Here is a 17,195-nt window from a genome sequence, read left to right as displayed (position 1 = left end):
ACCGTGGCAGGCGTCGCGGTGCAGGTGCCATAGAATCGGGGGAATCCTCGAGTGCGCGATCCCGCGCCGCTGCCCCACGATTGGTTCTCCTTGCTTTCCCCTGACGACTCGATCGCCCCGGAATGGCTCGTCGTGCCCGACGACGCGAACGACCTCGCGGCGGCCGTGTGGCCGGCATCCGCCTCGCGCGATGCCGACGGAGGACTCGTGCTCGGCGGCATCCGCGCCACCGCTCTCGCCCAGAGCTACGGCACGCCGCTCCTCGTGATCGATGAGGACGAGGTGCGCTCGCGCGCCCGCGCCTTCCGCCTCGCCTTCGACGCCGCAGCAGGAGACAACGGCACCACCGCCCAGGTCTACTACGCCGGCAAGGCGTTCCTGTGCACGACGGTCGCCCGCTGGGTGGTCGACGAGGGCCTCCGTGTGGATGTGTGCACGGGCGGAGAGCTCGAGGTCGCCCTCGCCGCGGGCGTGGCGCCGGCATCCATCGGCTTCCACGGCAACAACAAGTCGGTCGCCGAGCTCGAGCGCGCCGTCGAGGTCGGCGTCGGCACGATCATCGTCGACAGCGCCATCGAGATCGAGCGGCTCGCCGCGATCACCGCTCGCACCGGCGCGACGCAGCGCGTGCTGGTCCGCGTCATCAGCGGCGTGCACGCGGAGACCCACGACTTTCTCGCGACGGCGCACGAGGACCAGAAGTTCGGCTTCCCGCTGCCGGATGCCGAGGCCGCCGTCGCGCGCATCAGGGAGCTCCCCGGTCTCGAGTTCGCCGGTCTGCACTGCCACATCGGCTCGCAGATCTTCGGCGTCGCCGGCTTCCGGGAGTCCGCGGAACGCGTGCTCGAACTCCACGCCGCGCTCCTCGAGGACGGACCGGTCCCGCAGCTCAACCTCGGCGGCGGGTTCGGCATCGCCTACACGCGCGTCGACGACCCGACCCCGATCGAGACGCTCGCCGCCGAGATCGTCGCCGCCGTCGCAGAGGGCTGCGCCGCCCGCGGCATCCCGGTCCCCGCGCTCTCCTTCGAGCCAGGGCGCGCGATCGTCGGCACCGCAGGGGTCACCCTCTACGAGGTCGGCACCACGAAGGATGTGCTCCTCGACGCCGGCGTCGTCCGCCGCTACATCAGCGTCGACGGCGGCATGAGCGACAACGCCCGCCCCGCCCTCTACGGAGCGCAGTTCTCGGCGCGGCTCGCATCCCGCACGGGCATCGGCGCGCCGCAGCTCAGCCGGGTCGTCGGCAAGCACTGCGAGTCCGGCGACATCGTCGTCGACCACGAGTACCTGCCGGACGACCTCGTGCCCGGCGACCTGCTCGCCGTCCCGGCGACCGGCGCCTACTGCGCCTCGCTGTCGAGCAACTACAACCACGTGCCCCGTCCTCCCATCGTCGCGGTCCGCGACGGCAGGGCCGGGGTCATCGTCCGCGGCGAGACCATCGCGGACGTGCTGTCGAGGGATGCCGGCATCGAGCCTGCGCCCGCCGACGACGGTGACCGCTGATCCGGCGCCGGCATCCATGAACCACCTCCGAAGGAGAACCGATGACCCCCAGCGACGTAGGAGCGGCGAATGACTGAGTACCGACGACTTCGGGTGGCGCTGCTCGGCGCCGGGGCGGTCGGCTCCCAGGTCGCAGCCCTTCTGCTGCGCCATGGCGACGAGCTCGCCGACCGTGCAGGCGCGTCCCTCGAACTCGCAGGCATCGCCGTGCGCGACGTCGACGCCCCGCGCGATGTCGAGCTGCCGAAGGAGCTCTTCACCACCGACGCCGAGTCGCTGATCCTCGGGGCGGACATCGTGATCGAGCTCATCGGCGGCATCGAGCCGGCCCGCACCAGCATCCTCCAGGCCATCGGCTCCGGCGCCGACGTCGTCACCGCCAACAAGGCGCTGCTCGCTACGCACGGTCCCGAGCTGTTCGAGGCCGCGGACCGCGTGGGCGCCTCGGTCTACTACGAGGCCGCCGCCGCGGGCGCGATCCCGATCATCCGCCCCCTGCGCGACTCGCTCGCCGGAGATCGGGTCGTGCGGATCATGGGCATCGTCAACGGCACCACGAACTACATCCTCGACCGGATGGACACCGAGGGCGCCGACTTCGCCGAGGTGCTCGCCGACGCGCAGCGTCTCGGCTACGCGGAGGCCGACCCCACGGCCGATGTCGAGGGCTACGACGCCGCACAGAAGGCCGCGATCCTCGCGAGCCTCGCGTTCCACACCGCCGTGCCGCTCGAGGCCGTGCACCGCGAGGGCATCTCGTCCATCACCGCGTCGATGATCTCCGAGGCGCGTTCGGCGGGCTTCGTCATCAAGCTCCTCGCCGTCTGCGAGCGCATCGAGGCCGACGGCGCCGAGTCGATCTCCGTGCGCGTGTACCCGGCCCTGGTGCCGCAGTCGCACCCGCTCGCCTCCGTGCACGGCGCGAACAACGCCGTGTTCGTCGAGGCCGAGGCGGCCGGCTCTCTGATGTTCTACGGTGCAGGCGCCGGCGGCGTGCAGACGGCCTCCGCCGTGCTCGGCGACGTCGTCTCCGCCGCCCGCCGCCACATCGCCGGCGGCGTCGGCGTCGGCGAGTCCACGCGCGCGAACCTTCCGATCGTCCCGATCAGCCACGTCACCACCCGGTACCAGATCACGCTCGAGGTGTCGGATGCCGCCGGCGTGCTCGCCACGGTCGCGGGCATCCTCAGCGACGGCGGCGTCTCGGTCGCCACCGTCGTGCAGACCGTGGAGGGCGAGGACGAGCCGACGGCGCGCCTCGTGATCGGCACGCACCGTGCGTCAGAGGGCGCCCTGAGCGCCACGGTGGACGCGCTGGCCGCCAGCGCCGTCGTCGAGCGCGTGGTCTCCGTTCTGCGCGTGGAAGGCGAGTGACGATGCCGGTCGGCCGCAGCGTCGAGGTCACCGTCCCTGCGACGAGCGCGAACCTCGGCCCCGGATTCGACACGCTCGGCCTCGCGCTCAGCGTCTACGACCACCTCGTCGTCACCGAGCTCCCCCCGGGCGAGCTGGAGATCGAGGTCTCCGGGTCGGGCGCGGACGAGATCCCCCGCGACGCGTCCAACCTCATCGTCCGCACCGTCGCGCACGTGTACGCCGACGTGGGCCGTCCGATGCCGGGCGTGCGGATCGTCGCCGAGAACGGCGTTCCTCACGGGCGCGGCCTCGGCTCGTCGGGTGCCGCGGTGACCGCGGGCATCCTCGCCGCCAAGGGCCTGCTGGCCGGTGACGTCGAGCTGTCGGACGACGACCTGCTCCGTCTCGCCACCGAGATCGAAGGCCACCCCGACAACGTCGCGCCCGCGCTGTTCGGCGGCCTGACGATCGCATGGATGGGCGAGCGCGGACCGCAGCACAAGAAGCTGCTCGTGCATCGCGGCGTCTCCCCGCTCGTGCTCGTGCCCTCCTACACGATGTCGACGTCCAAGGCCCGGTCCCTGCAGCCGCCGCAGGTCTCCACCGAGGACGCCGTGTTCAACGTCTCCCGCTCCGCGCTGCTGATCGCGGCGCTCATGCAGAGCCCGGAGCTGCTGCTCGACGCGACGGCCGACCGGCTGCACCAGGACTACCGCGCGGAGGCCATGCCCGAGACGCAGCGTCTCGTGCAGGCGCTGCGCAAGGCGGGCTTCGCAGCGGTCGTCTCCGGCGCCGGTCCCAGCGTGCTCGTGCTCGCGGACGGCCCCGGAAGCCGCCAGGATGCCGTCGAGGTCGCGAACGCGACGACCGACACCCCGTGGGAGGCGCTCCTGCTCGCCGTCGACGTCCGTGGTGGTACAGTGGAGGATCGAGCGGAGGGCTCCACGTAACTGCGTGAATCTGGCCCCATTGCAACTCTGCAAGACCCGCACGCAAACCCCTCTGACACCTGTGTCATGGCTGGCCGGCGCCGAGCGTCGGCCCGTGCGATCGCGCGCAGCACCCGTTGTGCGCGTACAACGCTCATGTCTCCGAGACCAAAGAGGGAGTACTCGTGGAGAATTTCTCCGAGACCCAGAACGATCAGGCGGCTGCGGTCGCCGAAGCTCCGGCGGCTGCCGTGAGCGCTGACACGACCACCGAGGCCGCGCCGGCCCGCAAGCGCGCCCCGCGCCGTGCGACCACCGCCACTGCGACGGCGAAGGCCGAGAAGGCCGCCGCGGCCGCGGACGCCGCCCCGGCGGACGCCCCGGCGGCGGAGACCGCCGAGCCCGCACCTAAGGCGAAGCGCCCCAGCCGCAGCCGCGCGAAGAAGACCGAGGCGGAGACGCCCGCCGAGCAGCCGGCCCCGGCCGACGCCAAGCCTGCAGAGGCCCCGGCCGAGAAGGCCGTCGAGGCGCCCTCCTCGGACGCCGAGGCTCCGGCCCCGAAGACCACCGGCCGCGGACGTCGCGCGCCGAAGGCCGCAGCGGCTGCCGCCGAGTCCGAGGCGCCTGCTGCCGAGAAGCCGGCTGAGGCCCCCGCTGAGAAGCCGGCTGAGGCGTCCTCCGCCGACTCCGCCGACGGCGGCGAAGGCGGCGACGAGCAGGGCGGCCGCGGACGCAGCCGCAACCGGAGCCGCAACCGCGGCCGCGGTCAGAACGGCAACGGCGGCAACGGCGAGCAGCAGCAGAACGCTCCGGCCGAGGAGGACGGCGGCAACGGCCGCAGCCGCCAGCGCAACAAGCGCCGCAGCGGCACCCCGGTCGACGAGTTCGAGACCGAGATCGGCGAGGACGACGTCCTCATCCCGATCGCCGGCATCCTCGACGTGCTGGACAACTACGCCTTCGTCCGCACCACCGGCTACCTGTCCGGTCCCAGCGACGTCTACGTCTCGCTCGGCCAGGTGAAGAAGTACAACCTGCGCAAGGGCGACGCGATCGTCGGCGCCATCAAGCAGCCCCGTGAGGGCGAGCAGCAGGGCCGCCAGAAGTACAACGCACTGGTCAAGGTCGACTCGATCAACGGACTCTCCGTCGACGACGCCGCCACCCGCGTCGAGTTCGGCAAGCTCACCCCGCTGTACCCGCAGGAGCGCCTCCGCCTGGAGACGGCTCCCGAGAAGCTGACCCAGCGCATCATCGACCTCGTGGCGCCGATCGGCAAGGGCCAGCGCGGCCTCATCGTCGCACCGCCGAAGGCCGGCAAGACGATCGTGCTGCAGCAGATCGCCAACGCCATCGCGATCAACAACCCCGAGGTCCACCTCATGGTCGTGCTCGTCGACGAGCGCCCCGAAGAGGTCACCGACATGGAGCGCTCGGTCAAGGGCGAGGTCATCGCCTCGACCTTCGATCGCCCCGCCGAGGACCACACCACGGTCGCCGAGCTCGCGATCGAGCGCGCCAAGCGCCTGGTCGAGCTGGGGCGCGACGTCGTCGTGCTGCTCGACTCGATCACCCGTCTCGGCCGCGCGTACAACCTCGCCGCCCCGGCCTCCGGCCGCGTGCTCACCGGCGGCGTCGACGCCTCGGCCCTCTACCCGCCCAAGCGCTTCTTCGGCGCCGCGCGCAACATCGAGAACGGCGGATCGCTCACGATCCTCGCCACCGCGCTCGTCGAGACCGGCTCGAAGATGGACGAGGTCATCTTCGAGGAGTTCAAGGGCACCGGCAACAGCGAGCTGCGCCTCTCGCGCGCCCTCGCCGACAAGCGGATCTTCCCGGCGGTCGACGTCAACGCGTCGAGCACCCGCCGCGAGGAGATGCTGCTCTCCGCCGACGAGGTGAAGATCACCTGGAAGCTGCGTCGAGCCCTCGCGGGCCTCGACCAGCAGCAGGCCCTCGAGGTCGTGCTCGGCAAGCTCAAGGAGACGCACTCCAACGTCGAGTTCCTCGTGCAGATGCAGAAGTCGATCCCGACGCTGCCGGCCGGCGGCCACGGGCACGACAACAACATCCGCTGAGCGGAGCAGCCGTGTTCGAGTCCGTCCAGACTCTGATCGACGAGCACCGCCGGGTGCAGGAGGAGCTCTCCGACCCGGCGGTGCACGCCGACGCAGCCAGGGCGAAGCGCGTCAACCGCCGCTACGCCGAGCTGTCGAGGATCGTCGCCGCCCACGAGGCGTGGGTCGCGGCATCCGACGATCTGGACGCCGCGCGCGAGCTCGCGCGTGAGGACGACGCGTTCGCGGCGGAGATCCCCGCCCTCGAGGAGGGGCTGCAGGCCGCGCAGGAGAGGCTGCGCCGCCTGCTCATCCCGCGCGACCCCGACGACGCGCGCGACGTGATCATGGAGATCAAGGCGGGGGAGGGCGGCGCCGAGTCCGCGCTGTTCGCCGCCGACCTGCTGCGCATGTACGTCCAGTACGCCGCGTCCAAGGGCTGGAAGACCGAGCTCCTGGAGCGCAACGAGTCCGACCTGGGCGGCTACAAGGACGTGCAGGTCGCGATCAAGGGGTCGTCGAGCGACCCCGCGCAGGGCGTGTGGGCGCATCTCAAGTACGAGGGCGGCGTGCACCGCGTCCAGCGGGTGCCGGCCACGGAGTCCCAGGGGCGGATCCACACCTCCACCACCGGCGTCCTGGTGTTCCCCGAGGTCGACGAGCCCGAGGAGATCCAGATCGACCAGAACGACCTCAAGATCGACGTGTTCCGCTCCTCCGGTCCCGGCGGTCAGTCGGTCAACACCACGGACTCCGCCGTGCGCATCACGCACGTGCCGACCGGCATCGTCGTGTCGATGCAGAACGAGAAGTCCCAGCTGCAGAACCGCGAGGCGGCCATGCGCGTGCTCCGCGCGCGCCTGCTCGCCAAGCAGCAGGAGGAGCTGGATGCCGTGGCGTCCGACGCCCGCAAGTCGCAGATCCGCACGATGGACCGTTCGGAGCGCATCCGCACCTACAACTTCCCGGAGAACCGGATCGCCGACCACCGCACCGGTTTCAAGGCGTACAACCTCGACCAGGTGATGGACGGCGCCCTCGACCCGATCATCGAGAGCGCCATCGCCGCCGACGAGGAGGCGCGACTCGCCGCCGTCGGCACCGAGTCCTGACGGCGCGGTCTCCCTGCATGCCGGATCAGCGGCGCGCGGCGTACCGGTGCTCCGGACGGCCGGTGGCGCCGTAGCGCAGTCGCACCTCCACGATTGAGCGTGCCGCGAGAGCGGCGAGATGACGCTGCGCGGTGGCCCGTGAGATGCCGGCCCGCTCGCCGACCTCCGCGGCCGAGGCCTCGTCGTCGCCGAGCGCGGCGAGCACGAGCTGCTCCGTGGCCGAGCGTGACAGCGACACCGGCTCCCCGGCGCCGTGCAGGATCGCCAGGGCGCGGTTCACCTCCTCCTGGCGCACCGGGCGGTCGCCGGAGAGCAGATTGCGGTAGCGCGCGTACCGGTCGAGGAGCGACGTGAGCGCACGCCGCTCGAACGGCTTCACCAGGTACCCGAGAGCCCCGGAACGGAGGGCTCGCCGCACCGTGGGCGCGTCGTCCGCGGCGGAGATCAGGATGGCATCGACCCCGGCGTCGCGCACGAGGCCGATGCCGTCGCCATCCGGGAGGTACACATCGGCGACGAGCAGGTCGGGCCGGTGGAGGCGGATGCTGTCCCGCGCCGCCGCTATCGACCGTACGGGCTCCGTCGTCGCGAACCCGGGGTGATCGTCGACGATGCCCTGATGCAGCTGGGCGACGCGGAAGTCGTCGTCCAGGATGAGGACGCGCAGGGGAGCGGTCATCGGTTCTCCTTCTGATCGGCGGGGGAGTGCTCGTGCGCCGCTGCCGGGTCGACGGCGCCGCCGATCCGCGCGGCGAACACCGCGCCGTGCTCGTCGCCGCCGGGATCGATGACCCAGAGGTCGCCTCCGCTGCGCCGGGCGACCTCCCTGGAGAGCGGCAGCCCGAGGCCGTGTCCGTGCACGCGGTCGTCGGCGTCGTCCCCGTCCGCCGCGGGCGCGATCGGGTCGGGGCGTCCGAGACCGGGACCGGAATCGGCCACGGTGACGACGAGGGCGTCGGCGTCGCAGAGAACCGCGACCTCGACCCAGCGGGGGATCCTCTCCCCGGCGACGGCGGCGGTCACCGCGTTGTCGATGAGGTTGCCGAGCACGGCCGCCACGTCCTCCACGGCGGCGACGGCGCCGAGGAGCTGGGACTCCTCCGCGATCCGCAGCGTCACTCCGCGCTCCGCGGCCTCGATGCCCTTCGCGCCGAGGAAGGAGTGCAGGAACGGATCGGCGAGCAGGTCGAGGCCCGTGACGGGGAAGGCGACGGCGCCGCGCTCGACCAGCTCGCCGAGGAAGGCGCGCGCGTCGACGATCCGGTCGGCATCGATGAGCCCGGCTGCGACATGCATCCGGTTCGCGAACTCGTGCCGCTGCACGCGCAGCGCCGCAGTCATCGCGCGCACCGTCTCCAGCCGTTCCGTCAGCGCGATGAGGTCGGTGCGATCGCGGACGACGAGCACCTCGCCGAGGGAGCGCCCGTCGCGGATGACCGGGCGGTGGTCGAGGTACAGCATCCGCTCGCCGACGAGCGCGCTCGACCGGGGACGGGCGCCGGTCGCCGTCGCCAGCACCGCGTCGGGGAGGTCGAGAGCGGCGAGCGGCCGGCCGACCGGGGCCTCGAGGCCGAGCATCCGGTCGGCCGCGTCGTTGCTCACGCGCACGACGCCGGCCGCATCGATCGCGAGCACGCCGTCCCCGACGCCGTTGAGCACGGCGGTCTGGTTGTGCACGAGGGCGACGAGCTCCTCCGGCTGCACGCCGAGGGTCAGTCGCTCCCAGCGCCGGCGGAGCAGGAGGAAAGCGAGCAGCGCGAGCGCGAGCGCCCCGGCCGCGGTCAGCCCGATCACGGCGAGCAGCGGCGGCAGGTCGTCGAAGACCCCCGCACGCTCGAACCCCACGCTCACCTCGCCGACCGGTGCGCCGGCGTCGTCGAGCACCGGGACCTTCGCGCGGGCCGATTCCCCGAGCGTCCCGGTCTGCCAGTCGACGACCTCGTTCCCGGCCAGCACCTCCTCGAACGGGGTGCTGACCTCCTCCCCGATGCGGGCGGGGAGCGGATGCGCGAGACGGATGCCGTTGTCATCGGTCACCACGACGAACAGAGCTCCGGTGCGCGCGGCGATGTCGAGGGCGAGCCGCTGCAGTTCGCCGTCACGGAGCTCGCCGGCCGCGGGGGACTCTGCCGCGGCCGAGATGCGCGCGACCTCGGCGCGGACCTGCGGGTCCTCCGCCACGGTGCGTGCGATGCCGAGGGCGGTCGACTCGGCCTCCGCCCGAAGCTGCTGCACGGCGAGGGCGAGGTACACGCCGGTGCACAGGGCGACCACGAGTGCGACGGTCGCGAGGTGCAGCAGCAGGGCGCGGGTCGCGAAGCGCAGCCGGACGGCGGACTTCCCTGTCACGGATCCTCCCTTCGCGCAATATGCGCAGAACTCACGCTACGCGCATAACCGCCTGGAATGCGGGATAGTCCCCGAGCGGCTCGGCGATTCCCTAGCCTCGTCAGGATCCGTCGTCGACGACGGAGCGAAGACGAAGGAGTCCCCTCATGCATCACGCGCCCACCGTCCTGTCCGCGGCCGCCGAAGAGGCATCCGCGTACGACGTCGCGTTCGTCCCGCCCGAGTGGGTGCTCGTCCTCCTGGGCTTCACGATGGTCCTCGCGTTCATGACGCTCATCATGACGAAGAGGCTCACGCCGATGGTCGCGCTCATCATCGTGCCCACCGTGTTCGGGCTCTTCGCCGGAGCCGGGCTCGGACTCGGCGACATGATCCTCGACTCGATCGCCAAGATGGCGCCGACCGCCGCCCTCCTGATGTTCGCGATCATGTTCTTCGGCATCATGATCGACGTCGGCCTGTTCGATCCGCTGATCCGCGTGATCACGCGAGTGCTCGGCGACGATCCCGCGAAGGTCGTCCTCGGCACGGCGATCCTGGCCGGCGCGGTCTCCCTCGACGGAGACGGCTCGACGACGTTCATCATCACGACGTCGGCGATGCTGCCGATCTACCTGCGCCTGGGCATGAGCCCCGTCGTGCTCACCTGCGTGGCGGGCCTGATGAACGGGACGCTGAACATCGTGCCCTGGGGCGGCCCGACCGTCCGCGCCGCGACGGCTCTCGGTCTCCAGCCCACCGACATCTTCGTGCCCATGCTGCCCGCCCTCGGAGTCGGGCTGCTGGTGTCCCTCGGCTTCGCCTGGGTGCTGGGCGTGCAGGAGCGCCGTCGTCTCGGACGCCTCGACACCGACGGACTGCTCACCGGCGCCGACGGCGGCGTCCTCTCCACGGTGCCGAGGATCTTCCGCGGAGCGGACCAGAAGCCGGGAGCCCGCGCCTCGCTGCGCACAGGGAACATCCTGGTCGTCGCGGGCGGTCGCAGCCCGGTCGCCGTCGCGAGCGTCGACCCGGCGGACACCGCCATGGCAGACACCATGCTCGATCCGACCCGCCCGACCCTGCGTCCGACGCTGATCTGGTTCAACTTCGCCCTCACACTCGCCGTGATGGTGCTGCTGGTGCTCGACTTCCTGCCGCTGCCGTACGTCTTCATGGTCGGCTCCGCCGTGGCCCTGCTGGTGAACTTCCGCACGATCAAGGATCAGGCCTCGGAGATCGTCGCCCACGCCCCGAGCATCGTGGGCGTCGTGTCCATGGTGATCGCGGCCGGCGTCCTGGTCGGAGTGCTCACCGGCACCGGCATGGTCGACGCGATGGCGACGTGGATCACGGAGGTGCTGCCTCCCGCGCTCGGTCCGTTCCTCGCTCCCATCACCGGGGTGCTGTCGATCCCGTTCACGTTCTTCATGTCGAACGACGCGTTCTACTTCGGCATCCTCCCGGTGCTCGCGCAGAGCGCGGCGAACTTCGGCATCGACCCTGTGGAGATGGCCCGCGCCTCGATCACCGGGCAGCCGGTGCACCTGCAGAGCCCGCTCGTGCCGGCGATCCTCCTGCTGGTGTCCCTCGCGAGCGTGAACCTCGGCGACCACCACCGCAAGGTTCTGTGGCGGGCGACCGTCGTCTCGCTCGTCATGCTGGGCGTCGGCATCCTCTCGGGTGCCATCCCGTTCTTCGTCGCCCGGTGAAGACGCGGAACGGCGCCGGCCCCGAGGGGCCGGCGCCGTTCCGCGTGTGTCAGATCGAGTAGTCGGGCGCGGTGAGCAGCGCCCTGGTGTCCTCGCCGGGGACCCGGGTGCGGGCCTTCGCGGGGATGCCGATCAGCACGCTGTCGGCAGGGGCGTCCCGCGTGACGACCGCGTTCGCGCCGACGACGGAGCCCGCGCCGATCGTGATCGGGCCGAGGATCTTCGCGCCGGCGCCCACGGCGACCCCGTCGCCCAGGGTCGGGTGGCGCTTGCCCGCGTCGCGGGTGCGGCCGCCGAGGGTGACGCCGTGATACAGCATCACGTCGTCACCCACCTCGGCCGTCTCGCCGATGACCACGCCCATGCCGTGGTCGATGAAGAACCGGCGGCCGATCGTGGCACCCGGGTGGATCTCGATCCCGGTCAGCCAGCGTGCGATCTGCGAGGTCGCGCGGGCGACGAGACGCAGGCGCCGCTGCCACAGGGCGTGCGAGATCCGGTGCACCCAGATGGCATGCAGACCGGGGTACAGCAGCGCGACCTCCGCGGCGGAGCGCGCCGCCGGATCCCGGAGGCGCGCCGCCGCGATGTCCTCGCGCATTCGGCCGATGATGCTCACGTGCGGCTCAGTCCTCGCGCAGGTCCTCGAAGAGGGCGGTGGAGAGGTAGCGCTCACCCGTGTCGGGGATGATGACCACGATCTTCTTGCCCGCGTTCTCCGGACGTGCGGCGACCTGCAGCGCGGCCCAGGCGGCGGCGCCGCTGGAGATGCCGACGAGCAGGCCCTCGTTGGCGGCCAGCGCGCGGGAGGTGGAGAGGGCGTCCTCGAACTCGACCGTGACGACCTCGTCGAAGACGTCGGTGTCGAGGATCGGGGGCACGAAGTTCGGGCCGATGCCCTGGATCTTCGCGGGGCCGGGGGTGCCCTGGGAGAGCAGCGGCGACGCGGTCGGCTCGACGGCGATGACCTTCACGTCGGGCTTGCGCTGCTTCAGGACCTGACCGACGCCGGTGATGGTGCCGCCCGTGCCGATGCCGGCGACGAAGATGTCGACGTCGCCGTCGGTGTCACGCCAGATCTCCTCGGCCGTGGTGACCCGGTGGATCTCGGCGTTGGCCTCGTTCTCGAACTGGTGGGCGAGGATCGCGCCAGGGGTCTCCGCCGCGATGCGCTCGGCCTCGGCCACGGCGCCCTTCATGCCGAGCGTCGGGTCGGTCAGCACGAGCTCGGCGCCGAACGCCTTGAGGAGCACGCGCCGCTCCTTCGACATCGACGCGGGCATCGTGAGGATCACCTTGTAACCGCGGGCCGCGCCGACGAGCGACAGTGCGATGCCGGTGTTGCCGCTGGTCGCCTCGACGATCGTGCCGCCGGCGGAGAGGGTGCCGTCCTTCTCGGCCGCGTTGATGATCGCGATGCCGAGACGGTCCTTCACGCTGGAGCCGGGGTTGAAGTACTCGAGCTTGGCGAGCACGGTCGCGCCGAGTCCCTCGGTCACCTTGTTCAGGCGGACCAGGGGAGTGTTGCCGAACGCAGTGGTGATGTCGGAGTGGATGCCGGGCATGGAGAGCCTTCCTGGGTACGGGGTGACTGCGGCCCCAGCATAGGCGAGCGGCCCCCGCCGGGCGCCTTTATGTCCGTCGGTTGCACTCTACGCTGGAACCATGTCCGACAACTCCCTCTCGGCTCTCGTGCGCGCGGCCGCCCAGCGTCTCGCCGAGGCAGGCGTCGCAGACCCCGTGGTCGACGCGGAGCTGCTCGCCGGCCACGTCCTCGGCGCGCGTCGCGGCGAGGTGCAGGCGGCGATCGTGCGCGGCGATGCGATCGCCCCGGAGACTGCGGACGCCCTCGCCGCTCTCGTGGTCCGCCGGTCCGCGCGCGAGCCGCTTCAGCACATCACCGGCACCGCGCCGTTCCGGCACCTGGAGCTCGCGGTAGGGCCCGGCGTCTTCGTCCCGCGCCCGGAGACGGAGACCGTCGTGCAGTTCGCGATCGACGCGCTGCTGAACTCGCCGGAGCCCGAGCCGATCGGCATCGATCTGGGCACAGGGAGCGGAGCGATCGCCCTGGCGATGGCCACGGAGGTGCCGCACGCGCGGGTGTACGCGACGGAGCTCTCCGCGGACGCCTTCCCGTGGGCGCAGCGCAACACGGCAGGGGTGGCGAACCTCACCCTCGTCAACGAGGATCTCGCGCATGCCTTCGAAGAGCTCGAGGGCACGGCATCCGTCGTAATCTCCAACCCGCCGTACGTCCCGGATGCGGCGATCCCGCGGGACCCGGAGGTCCGTCTGTTCGACCCGGCGATGGCGCTGTACGGGGGAGAGGACGGCCTCGACATCGTCCGCGTGCTGAGCGTGCGCGCCCTCGAGCTGCTCCGCCCGGGCGGCCTCCTCGTGATCGAGCACGGCGAGCTGCAGGGCGAGGAGATCCGCAGCATCCTCGCCGAGGACGGCTGGCGTGCGACCGCCACCCACCGCGATCTGACCCTGCGCGACCGGGCGACCACCGCCGTGCGTCCGTGAACCGGCGGCCATCCCGCATCCAGGCAGACCCCAACTAGAATCGAATCGTCATGTCCTCCATCTTCGATTGCGGCGACGAGGCTCAGCTCCTCGCCGGAATGCGCCACGCGCGCCAGGCCATCAGTCGCGGTGAGCTCATCGTGATGCCCACCGACACCGTCTACGGCGTCGCCGCCGACGCGTTCTCGCCGGCCGCAGTCCAGCGGCTGCTCGACGCCAAGGGCCGCGGACGCGACCAGCCGCCGCCCGTGCTCATCGGCACGAAGGAGACCCTCGCCGCCCTCGCGGAATCGGTCCCGGAGCCGGTCGAGCGTCTCGTCGAGGCGTTCTGGCCCGGCGGACTGACCATCGTCCTGCCTGCGCAGCCGTCGCTGGTGTGGGACCTCGGCGAGACCGAGGGCACGGTCGCCGTGCGGATGCCGGAGGGGCGCGTCGCCCTGGAGCTCCTCGCCGAGACCGGTCCGCTGGCCGTGTCCAGTGCGAACCTCACCGGCAAGGACGCCGCGATCTCCGCGCTCGACGCGGAGCGGATGCTGGGTGACAGCGTCGCCGTCTACCTCGACGGGGGGCTCAGCCGCGACGGCATCGCCTCGACCATCGTCGACGCCACCTCGCTGGTGACGCGCGGCCCCGGGTCGCCCGCGGGCGTGGTCCGGATACTCCGCCAGGGGGCGGTGTCCCGCGAGCAGCTGCAGGAGGTCCTCGGCGAACTGCTCGAGTCCGAGGAGCAGGGGGAAGCGGACGGAAATTCGTGAAGCAGTACCTCTTCACGATCGCCATCACCGCCGTCCTCACCTTCGGGCTCACCTGGGCGGTGCTGAGGCTGAGCCTGCGCTTCAAGCTGTACCCGACCATCCGCGAGCGCGACGTCCACACCAGGCCGACGCCGCGGCTCGGAGGGGTCGCGATCTTCCTCGGCATCGCCGCCGCGATCGGGTACTCGGCGCTGAACCCCTTCTTCGCCACCATGTGGATGCCGCCGCAGACGATGTGGTCGATCCTCGCCGCCTCGCTGCTGATCGCGATCGTCGGAGTGGTCGACGACCTGTGGGATCTCGACTGGATGATCAAGCTCGGTGCGCAGTTCCTCGCCGCCGGCATCATCACCGTCGGCGGGGGACTGCAGATCCTGTCGCTGCCGATCGGCGACATGCTCGTGTTCTCGAGCTGGCTCAGCATCACGATGACGATGTTCGCGATCGTCATCGTGATGAATGCGGTGAACTTCATCGACGGACTGGACGGGCTGGTCGCGGGCGTCTGCCTGATCTCGAACGGCGTCTTCTTCGCCTACTCGTACATCATCACCCGTGACTCCGGCGCATCCACCTACTTCAACCTCTCCACGTTCCTCGCCGCGGTCCTCATCGGCGCCTGCCTCGGCTTCCTCCCGCTGAACTGGAGCCCGGCCAAGCTGTTCATGGGGGACTCCGGGGCTCTCGTGATGGGCCTGCTGATGGCGACCTCCGCGATCGCCCTCACCGGTCAGCTCGATCCCTCCGTGATCGACCCCGAGCGCATCGGCCGCTCAGGTCTCCTCGGTGCATTCATCCCGATCCTGCTGCCTCTGCTCGTGGTGCTGCTGCCGCTGCTCGACTTCGGTCTCGCGGTGCTCCGGCGCATGAGCGCGGGCAAGTCCCCGTTCTCACCGGACCGCAAGCATCTGCACCACCGGATGCTGGACCTCGGCCACCGCGACCGCGACGCCGTCCTCATCTTCTACGCGTGGACCGCCGTGATCTCCCTCGCCGTCCTCCTGATGTACGTCGGCGCACGCGAGGACTGGCCGGGCCAGTATCTCCCCGGCGTCGGCTTCGGCGTCGTCGGCATCGTCGCCTGCCTGCTCGTCACGCTGAACCCCTCCCACCCCCGCAAGACCGCGGCGGACGCCGCACCCGACCCGACATCCGTGGAGTCCTGATGAGCCCGAGCCCCGTTTCCAGCACGCCGATCCTCCGGCGCACCCTGATCTGGTCGGCGGTGGCGACGGCGGCGCTCGCGGTCATGGCCGCGATCATCGGCTTCGCCGTGGCGCAGGGGGAGGGGCTGGTCAGCGGCCTGCTGGGCGTGCTGCTGGCCGCGCTCTTCCTCGCGATCACCGGGATCAGCATCCTGGTGGCGAACCGCTGGTACGGCGAGCCGCTGTACGTGCAGCTGTTCTTCGCGATCGTGCTCGGCGGCTGGCTGGTGAAGCTCGGCGTGTTCTTCCTGGTCCTGGTGCTGGTGAGCGGTCAGCCCTGGCTGCACCCGACGGTCTTCTTCGTGTCGCTCGTGGCGGGAGTGCTGATGTCGCTCGTCATCGACGCGGTCGTGCTGATGAAGATGCGCCTGCCCGTCGTGAGCGACGCGTCTCTGCCGACCGAGGTGCCGGAGGACCGTGCGCCCGGAGCCGCGAATGGTACTCCTGACAACGGTCCGGCGTCTTAGGAGACCCTCAGATTCTGATAGTGTTGGGGTGTGCCCGCCGCTCGTCCGCGAGCGCTTGCGCTGTGAAGCACACCGACCATCGTCGCCCCGGTTCTGACCGGTGCCCCGAAGCTGGAGCCCGCGCTGTTCAATCTTGCTGCGACCCTGATGCCCCGACTTGCCTCCGACGGCGGCGAGTTCCACGGACCGTCGATCGATGAGTTCTTCCCGGATGCTGTCTTCCAGATCGGCGACCTGGTCATCCACCGCATCCACCTGATCCAGTTCCTCGCGACGGCCATCGTGGTCCTCGTCCTGGTCCTGGGCACCCGGAAGATGACGGTCGTCCCGGGTCGTTTCCAGAGCGTCGTCGAGATGGGCCTGGACTTCGTCCGGGTGAACATCGCCGAGGACCTGCTCGGCCGCAAGGACGGCCGCCGGTTCCTGCCGATCCTCACGACGCTCTTCTTCATGATCCTGTTCATGAACCTCACGGGCATCATCCCGTTCCTGAACATCGCCGGCACCAGCATCATCGCCGTGCCGCTGCTGCTCGCGGTCGTCAGCTACGTGACCTTCATCTACGCCGGCATCAGGAAGAGCCCGAAGAACTTCTTCAAGAACTCGCTGTTCCCCTCCGGCGTGCCGCCGTTCCTCTACATCATCGTCACGCCGCTCGAGATCATCTCGACCTTCATCATCCGTCCCGTGACGCTCACGCTCCGGCTTCTGATGAACATGATCGTCGGGCACCTCATGCTGGTGCTGTTCTTCTCGGCGACGCAGTTCTTCGTGTTCACGCTGGGCAGCGGCTGGATCGCCGTCGGCGCCGGAACCCTCGCCTTCGGCTTCGCCTTCACCCTGTTCGAGGTCCTCGTGGCCTTCCTGCAGGCCTACGTCTTCACCATCCTCACCGCGGTCTACATCCAGCTCGCGGTCGCAGAAGAGCACTGAGCGGGTCGGCAACAACTGCCTTCCCACCCAACGAAAGGAAAAACCCGTGGACGCAACTACGGTTCTCGCTGACATCTCCGGCAACATCGCGACGGTCGGCTACGGCCTCGCAGCCATCGGCCCGGCCATCGGCGTGGGCATCGTCGTCGGCAAGACGATCGAGGGTGTCGCCCGTCAGCCCGAGCTGGCCGGTCGCCTGCAGGTCCTGATGTGGATCGGTATCGCCTTCACCGAGGCGCTCGCCTTCATCGGCATCGCGACGTACTTCATCTTCACCAACTGATCGCCGAACTCGACTAAGGAGAC

At 70.6% G+C, this 17,195-nt stretch carries 16 protein-coding genes; 12 read left to right on the top strand and 4 right to left on the bottom strand.

What is annotated here, in order from left to right; all coding sequences use genetic code 11:
• Window positions 1-90: 90 nt before the first annotated feature.
• From lysA to prfA, 5 genes are all read left to right on the top strand, one after another.
• Window positions 91-1,509, top strand: coding sequence for a diaminopimelate decarboxylase (lysA, locus tag G6G98_RS04125; RefSeq protein WP_067353591.1), 1,419 nt, complete (start codon window positions 91-93; stop codon window positions 1,507-1,509).
• 69 nt (window positions 1,510-1,578) lie between these two features.
• Window positions 1,579-2,883 carry a homoserine dehydrogenase gene (locus tag G6G98_RS04120; protein ID WP_067350884.1) on the top strand — a complete coding sequence of 435 codons (1,305 nt, stop codon included), beginning with the start codon at window positions 1,579-1,581 and terminating at the stop codon, window positions 2,881-2,883.
• A gap of 2 nt (window positions 2,884-2,885) precedes the next feature.
• Entirely contained in the window at window positions 2,886-3,815 is a 930-nt protein-coding gene (gene thrB / locus G6G98_RS04115) for a homoserine kinase (protein WP_164233632.1), read from the top strand.
• A 164-nt stretch (window positions 3,816-3,979) separates the two neighbouring features.
• A complete protein-coding gene (gene rho, locus G6G98_RS04110; protein WP_243841994.1) occupies window positions 3,980-5,872 on the top strand; it encodes a transcription termination factor Rho in 1,893 nt (630 codons plus the stop codon).
• An 11-nt stretch (window positions 5,873-5,883) separates the two neighbouring features.
• A complete protein-coding gene (gene prfA / locus G6G98_RS04105; protein WP_067350893.1) occupies window positions 5,884-6,963 on the top strand; it encodes a peptide chain release factor 1 in 1,080 nt (359 codons plus the stop codon).
• A 25-nt stretch (window positions 6,964-6,988) separates the two neighbouring features.
• On the opposite strand, the gene G6G98_RS04100 is transcribed toward prfA, so the two are convergent.
• Window positions 6,989-7,642: a response regulator gene (locus G6G98_RS04100; RefSeq protein WP_067350896.1), complete on the bottom strand. Its 654-nt coding sequence runs from the start codon at window positions 7,640-7,642 to the stop codon at window positions 6,989-6,991.
• Window positions 7,639-9,312 carry a sensor histidine kinase gene (locus tag G6G98_RS04095; RefSeq protein ID WP_164233634.1) on the bottom strand — a complete coding sequence of 558 codons (1,674 nt, stop codon included), beginning with the start codon at window positions 9,310-9,312 and terminating at the stop codon, window positions 7,639-7,641. Before G6G98_RS04095 ends, G6G98_RS04100 begins: the two co-directional genes overlap by 4 nt.
• 146 nt (window positions 9,313-9,458) lie before the next feature.
• Here G6G98_RS04095 and G6G98_RS04090 point away from each other — a divergent pair, with 146 nt between their 5' ends.
• Window positions 9,459-11,003, top strand: coding sequence for a CitMHS family transporter (locus G6G98_RS04090; RefSeq protein ID WP_067350899.1), 1,545 nt, complete (start codon window positions 9,459-9,461; stop codon window positions 11,001-11,003).
• Window positions 11,004-11,052: 49 nt separating this feature from the next.
• Here G6G98_RS04090 and epsC read toward each other — a convergent pair whose 3' ends face one another.
• Complete coding sequence (gene epsC / locus G6G98_RS04085) at window positions 11,053-11,604, bottom strand: serine O-acetyltransferase EpsC (RefSeq protein WP_084788328.1); 552 nt, start codon at window positions 11,602-11,604, stop codon at window positions 11,053-11,055.
• Window positions 11,605-11,629: 25 nt separating this feature from the next.
• On the bottom strand, window positions 11,630-12,568 hold the full coding sequence (gene cysK / locus G6G98_RS04080) for a cysteine synthase A (protein WP_067350905.1): 939 nt from the start codon (window positions 12,566-12,568) through the stop codon (window positions 11,630-11,632).
• Between the two features lie 100 nt (window positions 12,569-12,668).
• Here cysK and prmC point away from each other — a divergent pair, with 100 nt between their 5' ends.
• The 6 genes from prmC (at window position 12,669) to atpE (ending at window position 17,172) form a co-directional block, all read left to right on the top strand.
• On the top strand, window positions 12,669-13,529 hold the full coding sequence (gene prmC / locus G6G98_RS04075) for a peptide chain release factor N(5)-glutamine methyltransferase (RefSeq protein ID WP_067350909.1): 861 nt from the start codon (window positions 12,669-12,671) through the stop codon (window positions 13,527-13,529).
• A 50-nt stretch (window positions 13,530-13,579) separates the two neighbouring features.
• Window positions 13,580-14,284: an L-threonylcarbamoyladenylate synthase gene (locus G6G98_RS04070; protein WP_067350912.1), complete on the top strand. Its 705-nt coding sequence runs from the start codon at window positions 13,580-13,582 to the stop codon at window positions 14,282-14,284.
• A complete protein-coding gene (locus G6G98_RS04065) occupies window positions 14,281-15,450 on the top strand; it encodes a glycosyltransferase family 4 protein (RefSeq protein ID WP_067350915.1) in 1,170 nt (389 codons plus the stop codon). Before G6G98_RS04070 ends, G6G98_RS04065 begins: the two co-directional genes overlap by 4 nt.
• Window positions 15,450-15,956: a hypothetical protein gene (locus tag G6G98_RS04060; protein ID WP_067350918.1), complete on the top strand. Its 507-nt coding sequence runs from the start codon at window positions 15,450-15,452 to the stop codon at window positions 15,954-15,956. Before G6G98_RS04065 ends, G6G98_RS04060 begins: the two co-directional genes overlap by 1 nt.
• Window positions 15,957-16,103: 147 nt before the next feature.
• Window positions 16,104-16,889 (top strand): F0F1 ATP synthase subunit A, encoded by a 786-nt coding sequence (gene atpB / locus G6G98_RS04055; RefSeq protein WP_084788245.1) that lies wholly within the window; start codon window positions 16,104-16,106, stop codon window positions 16,887-16,889.
• 46 nt (window positions 16,890-16,935) lie between these two features.
• The gene (gene atpE, locus G6G98_RS04050; protein WP_067350921.1) at window positions 16,936-17,172 is read left to right on the top strand and encodes an ATP synthase F0 subunit C; all 237 of its coding nucleotides are present in this window, start codon (window positions 16,936-16,938) and stop codon (window positions 17,170-17,172) included.
• Window positions 17,173-17,195 lie beyond the last annotated feature (23 nt).

Source organism: Microbacterium hydrocarbonoxydans, from assembly GCF_011752045.1.
GTDB lineage: Bacteria > Actinomycetota > Actinomycetes > Actinomycetales > Microbacteriaceae > Microbacterium.
The sequence above is the reverse complement of the archived record's forward strand: the minus strand, read 5'-3'. Positions and strand labels throughout refer to the sequence as shown.

What these genes read in the sequence shown, in the direction of transcription:
- cysK (WP_067350905.1), bottom strand. Translation starts at nt 12,568, where the DNA reads ATGCCCGGCATCCACTCCGACATCACCACTGCGTTCGGCAACACTCCC.
- G6G98_RS04120 (WP_067350884.1), top strand. Translation starts at nt 1,579, where the DNA reads ATGACTGAGTACCGACGACTTCGGGTGGCGCTGCTCGGCGCCGGGGCG.
- G6G98_RS04060 (WP_067350918.1), top strand. Translation starts at nt 15,450, where the DNA reads ATGAGCCCGAGCCCCGTTTCCAGCACGCCGATCCTCCGGCGCACCCTG.
- prmC (WP_067350909.1), top strand. Translation starts at nt 12,669, where the DNA reads ATGTCCGACAACTCCCTCTCGGCTCTCGTGCGCGCGGCCGCCCAGCGT.
- G6G98_RS04070 (WP_067350912.1), top strand. Translation starts at nt 13,580, where the DNA reads ATGTCCTCCATCTTCGATTGCGGCGACGAGGCTCAGCTCCTCGCCGGA.
- G6G98_RS04100 (WP_067350896.1), bottom strand. Translation starts at nt 7,642, where the DNA reads ATGACCGCTCCCCTGCGCGTCCTCATCCTGGACGACGACTTCCGCGTC.
- epsC (WP_084788328.1), bottom strand. Translation starts at nt 11,604, where the DNA reads ATGCGCGAGGACATCGCGGCGGCGCGCCTCCGGGATCCGGCGGCGCGC.
- G6G98_RS04090 (WP_067350899.1), top strand. Translation starts at nt 9,459, where the DNA reads ATGCATCACGCGCCCACCGTCCTGTCCGCGGCCGCCGAAGAGGCATCC.
- thrB (WP_164233632.1), top strand. Translation starts at nt 2,886, where the DNA reads ATGCCGGTCGGCCGCAGCGTCGAGGTCACCGTCCCTGCGACGAGCGCG.
- atpB (WP_084788245.1), top strand. Translation starts at nt 16,104, where the DNA reads ATGCCCCGACTTGCCTCCGACGGCGGCGAGTTCCACGGACCGTCGATC.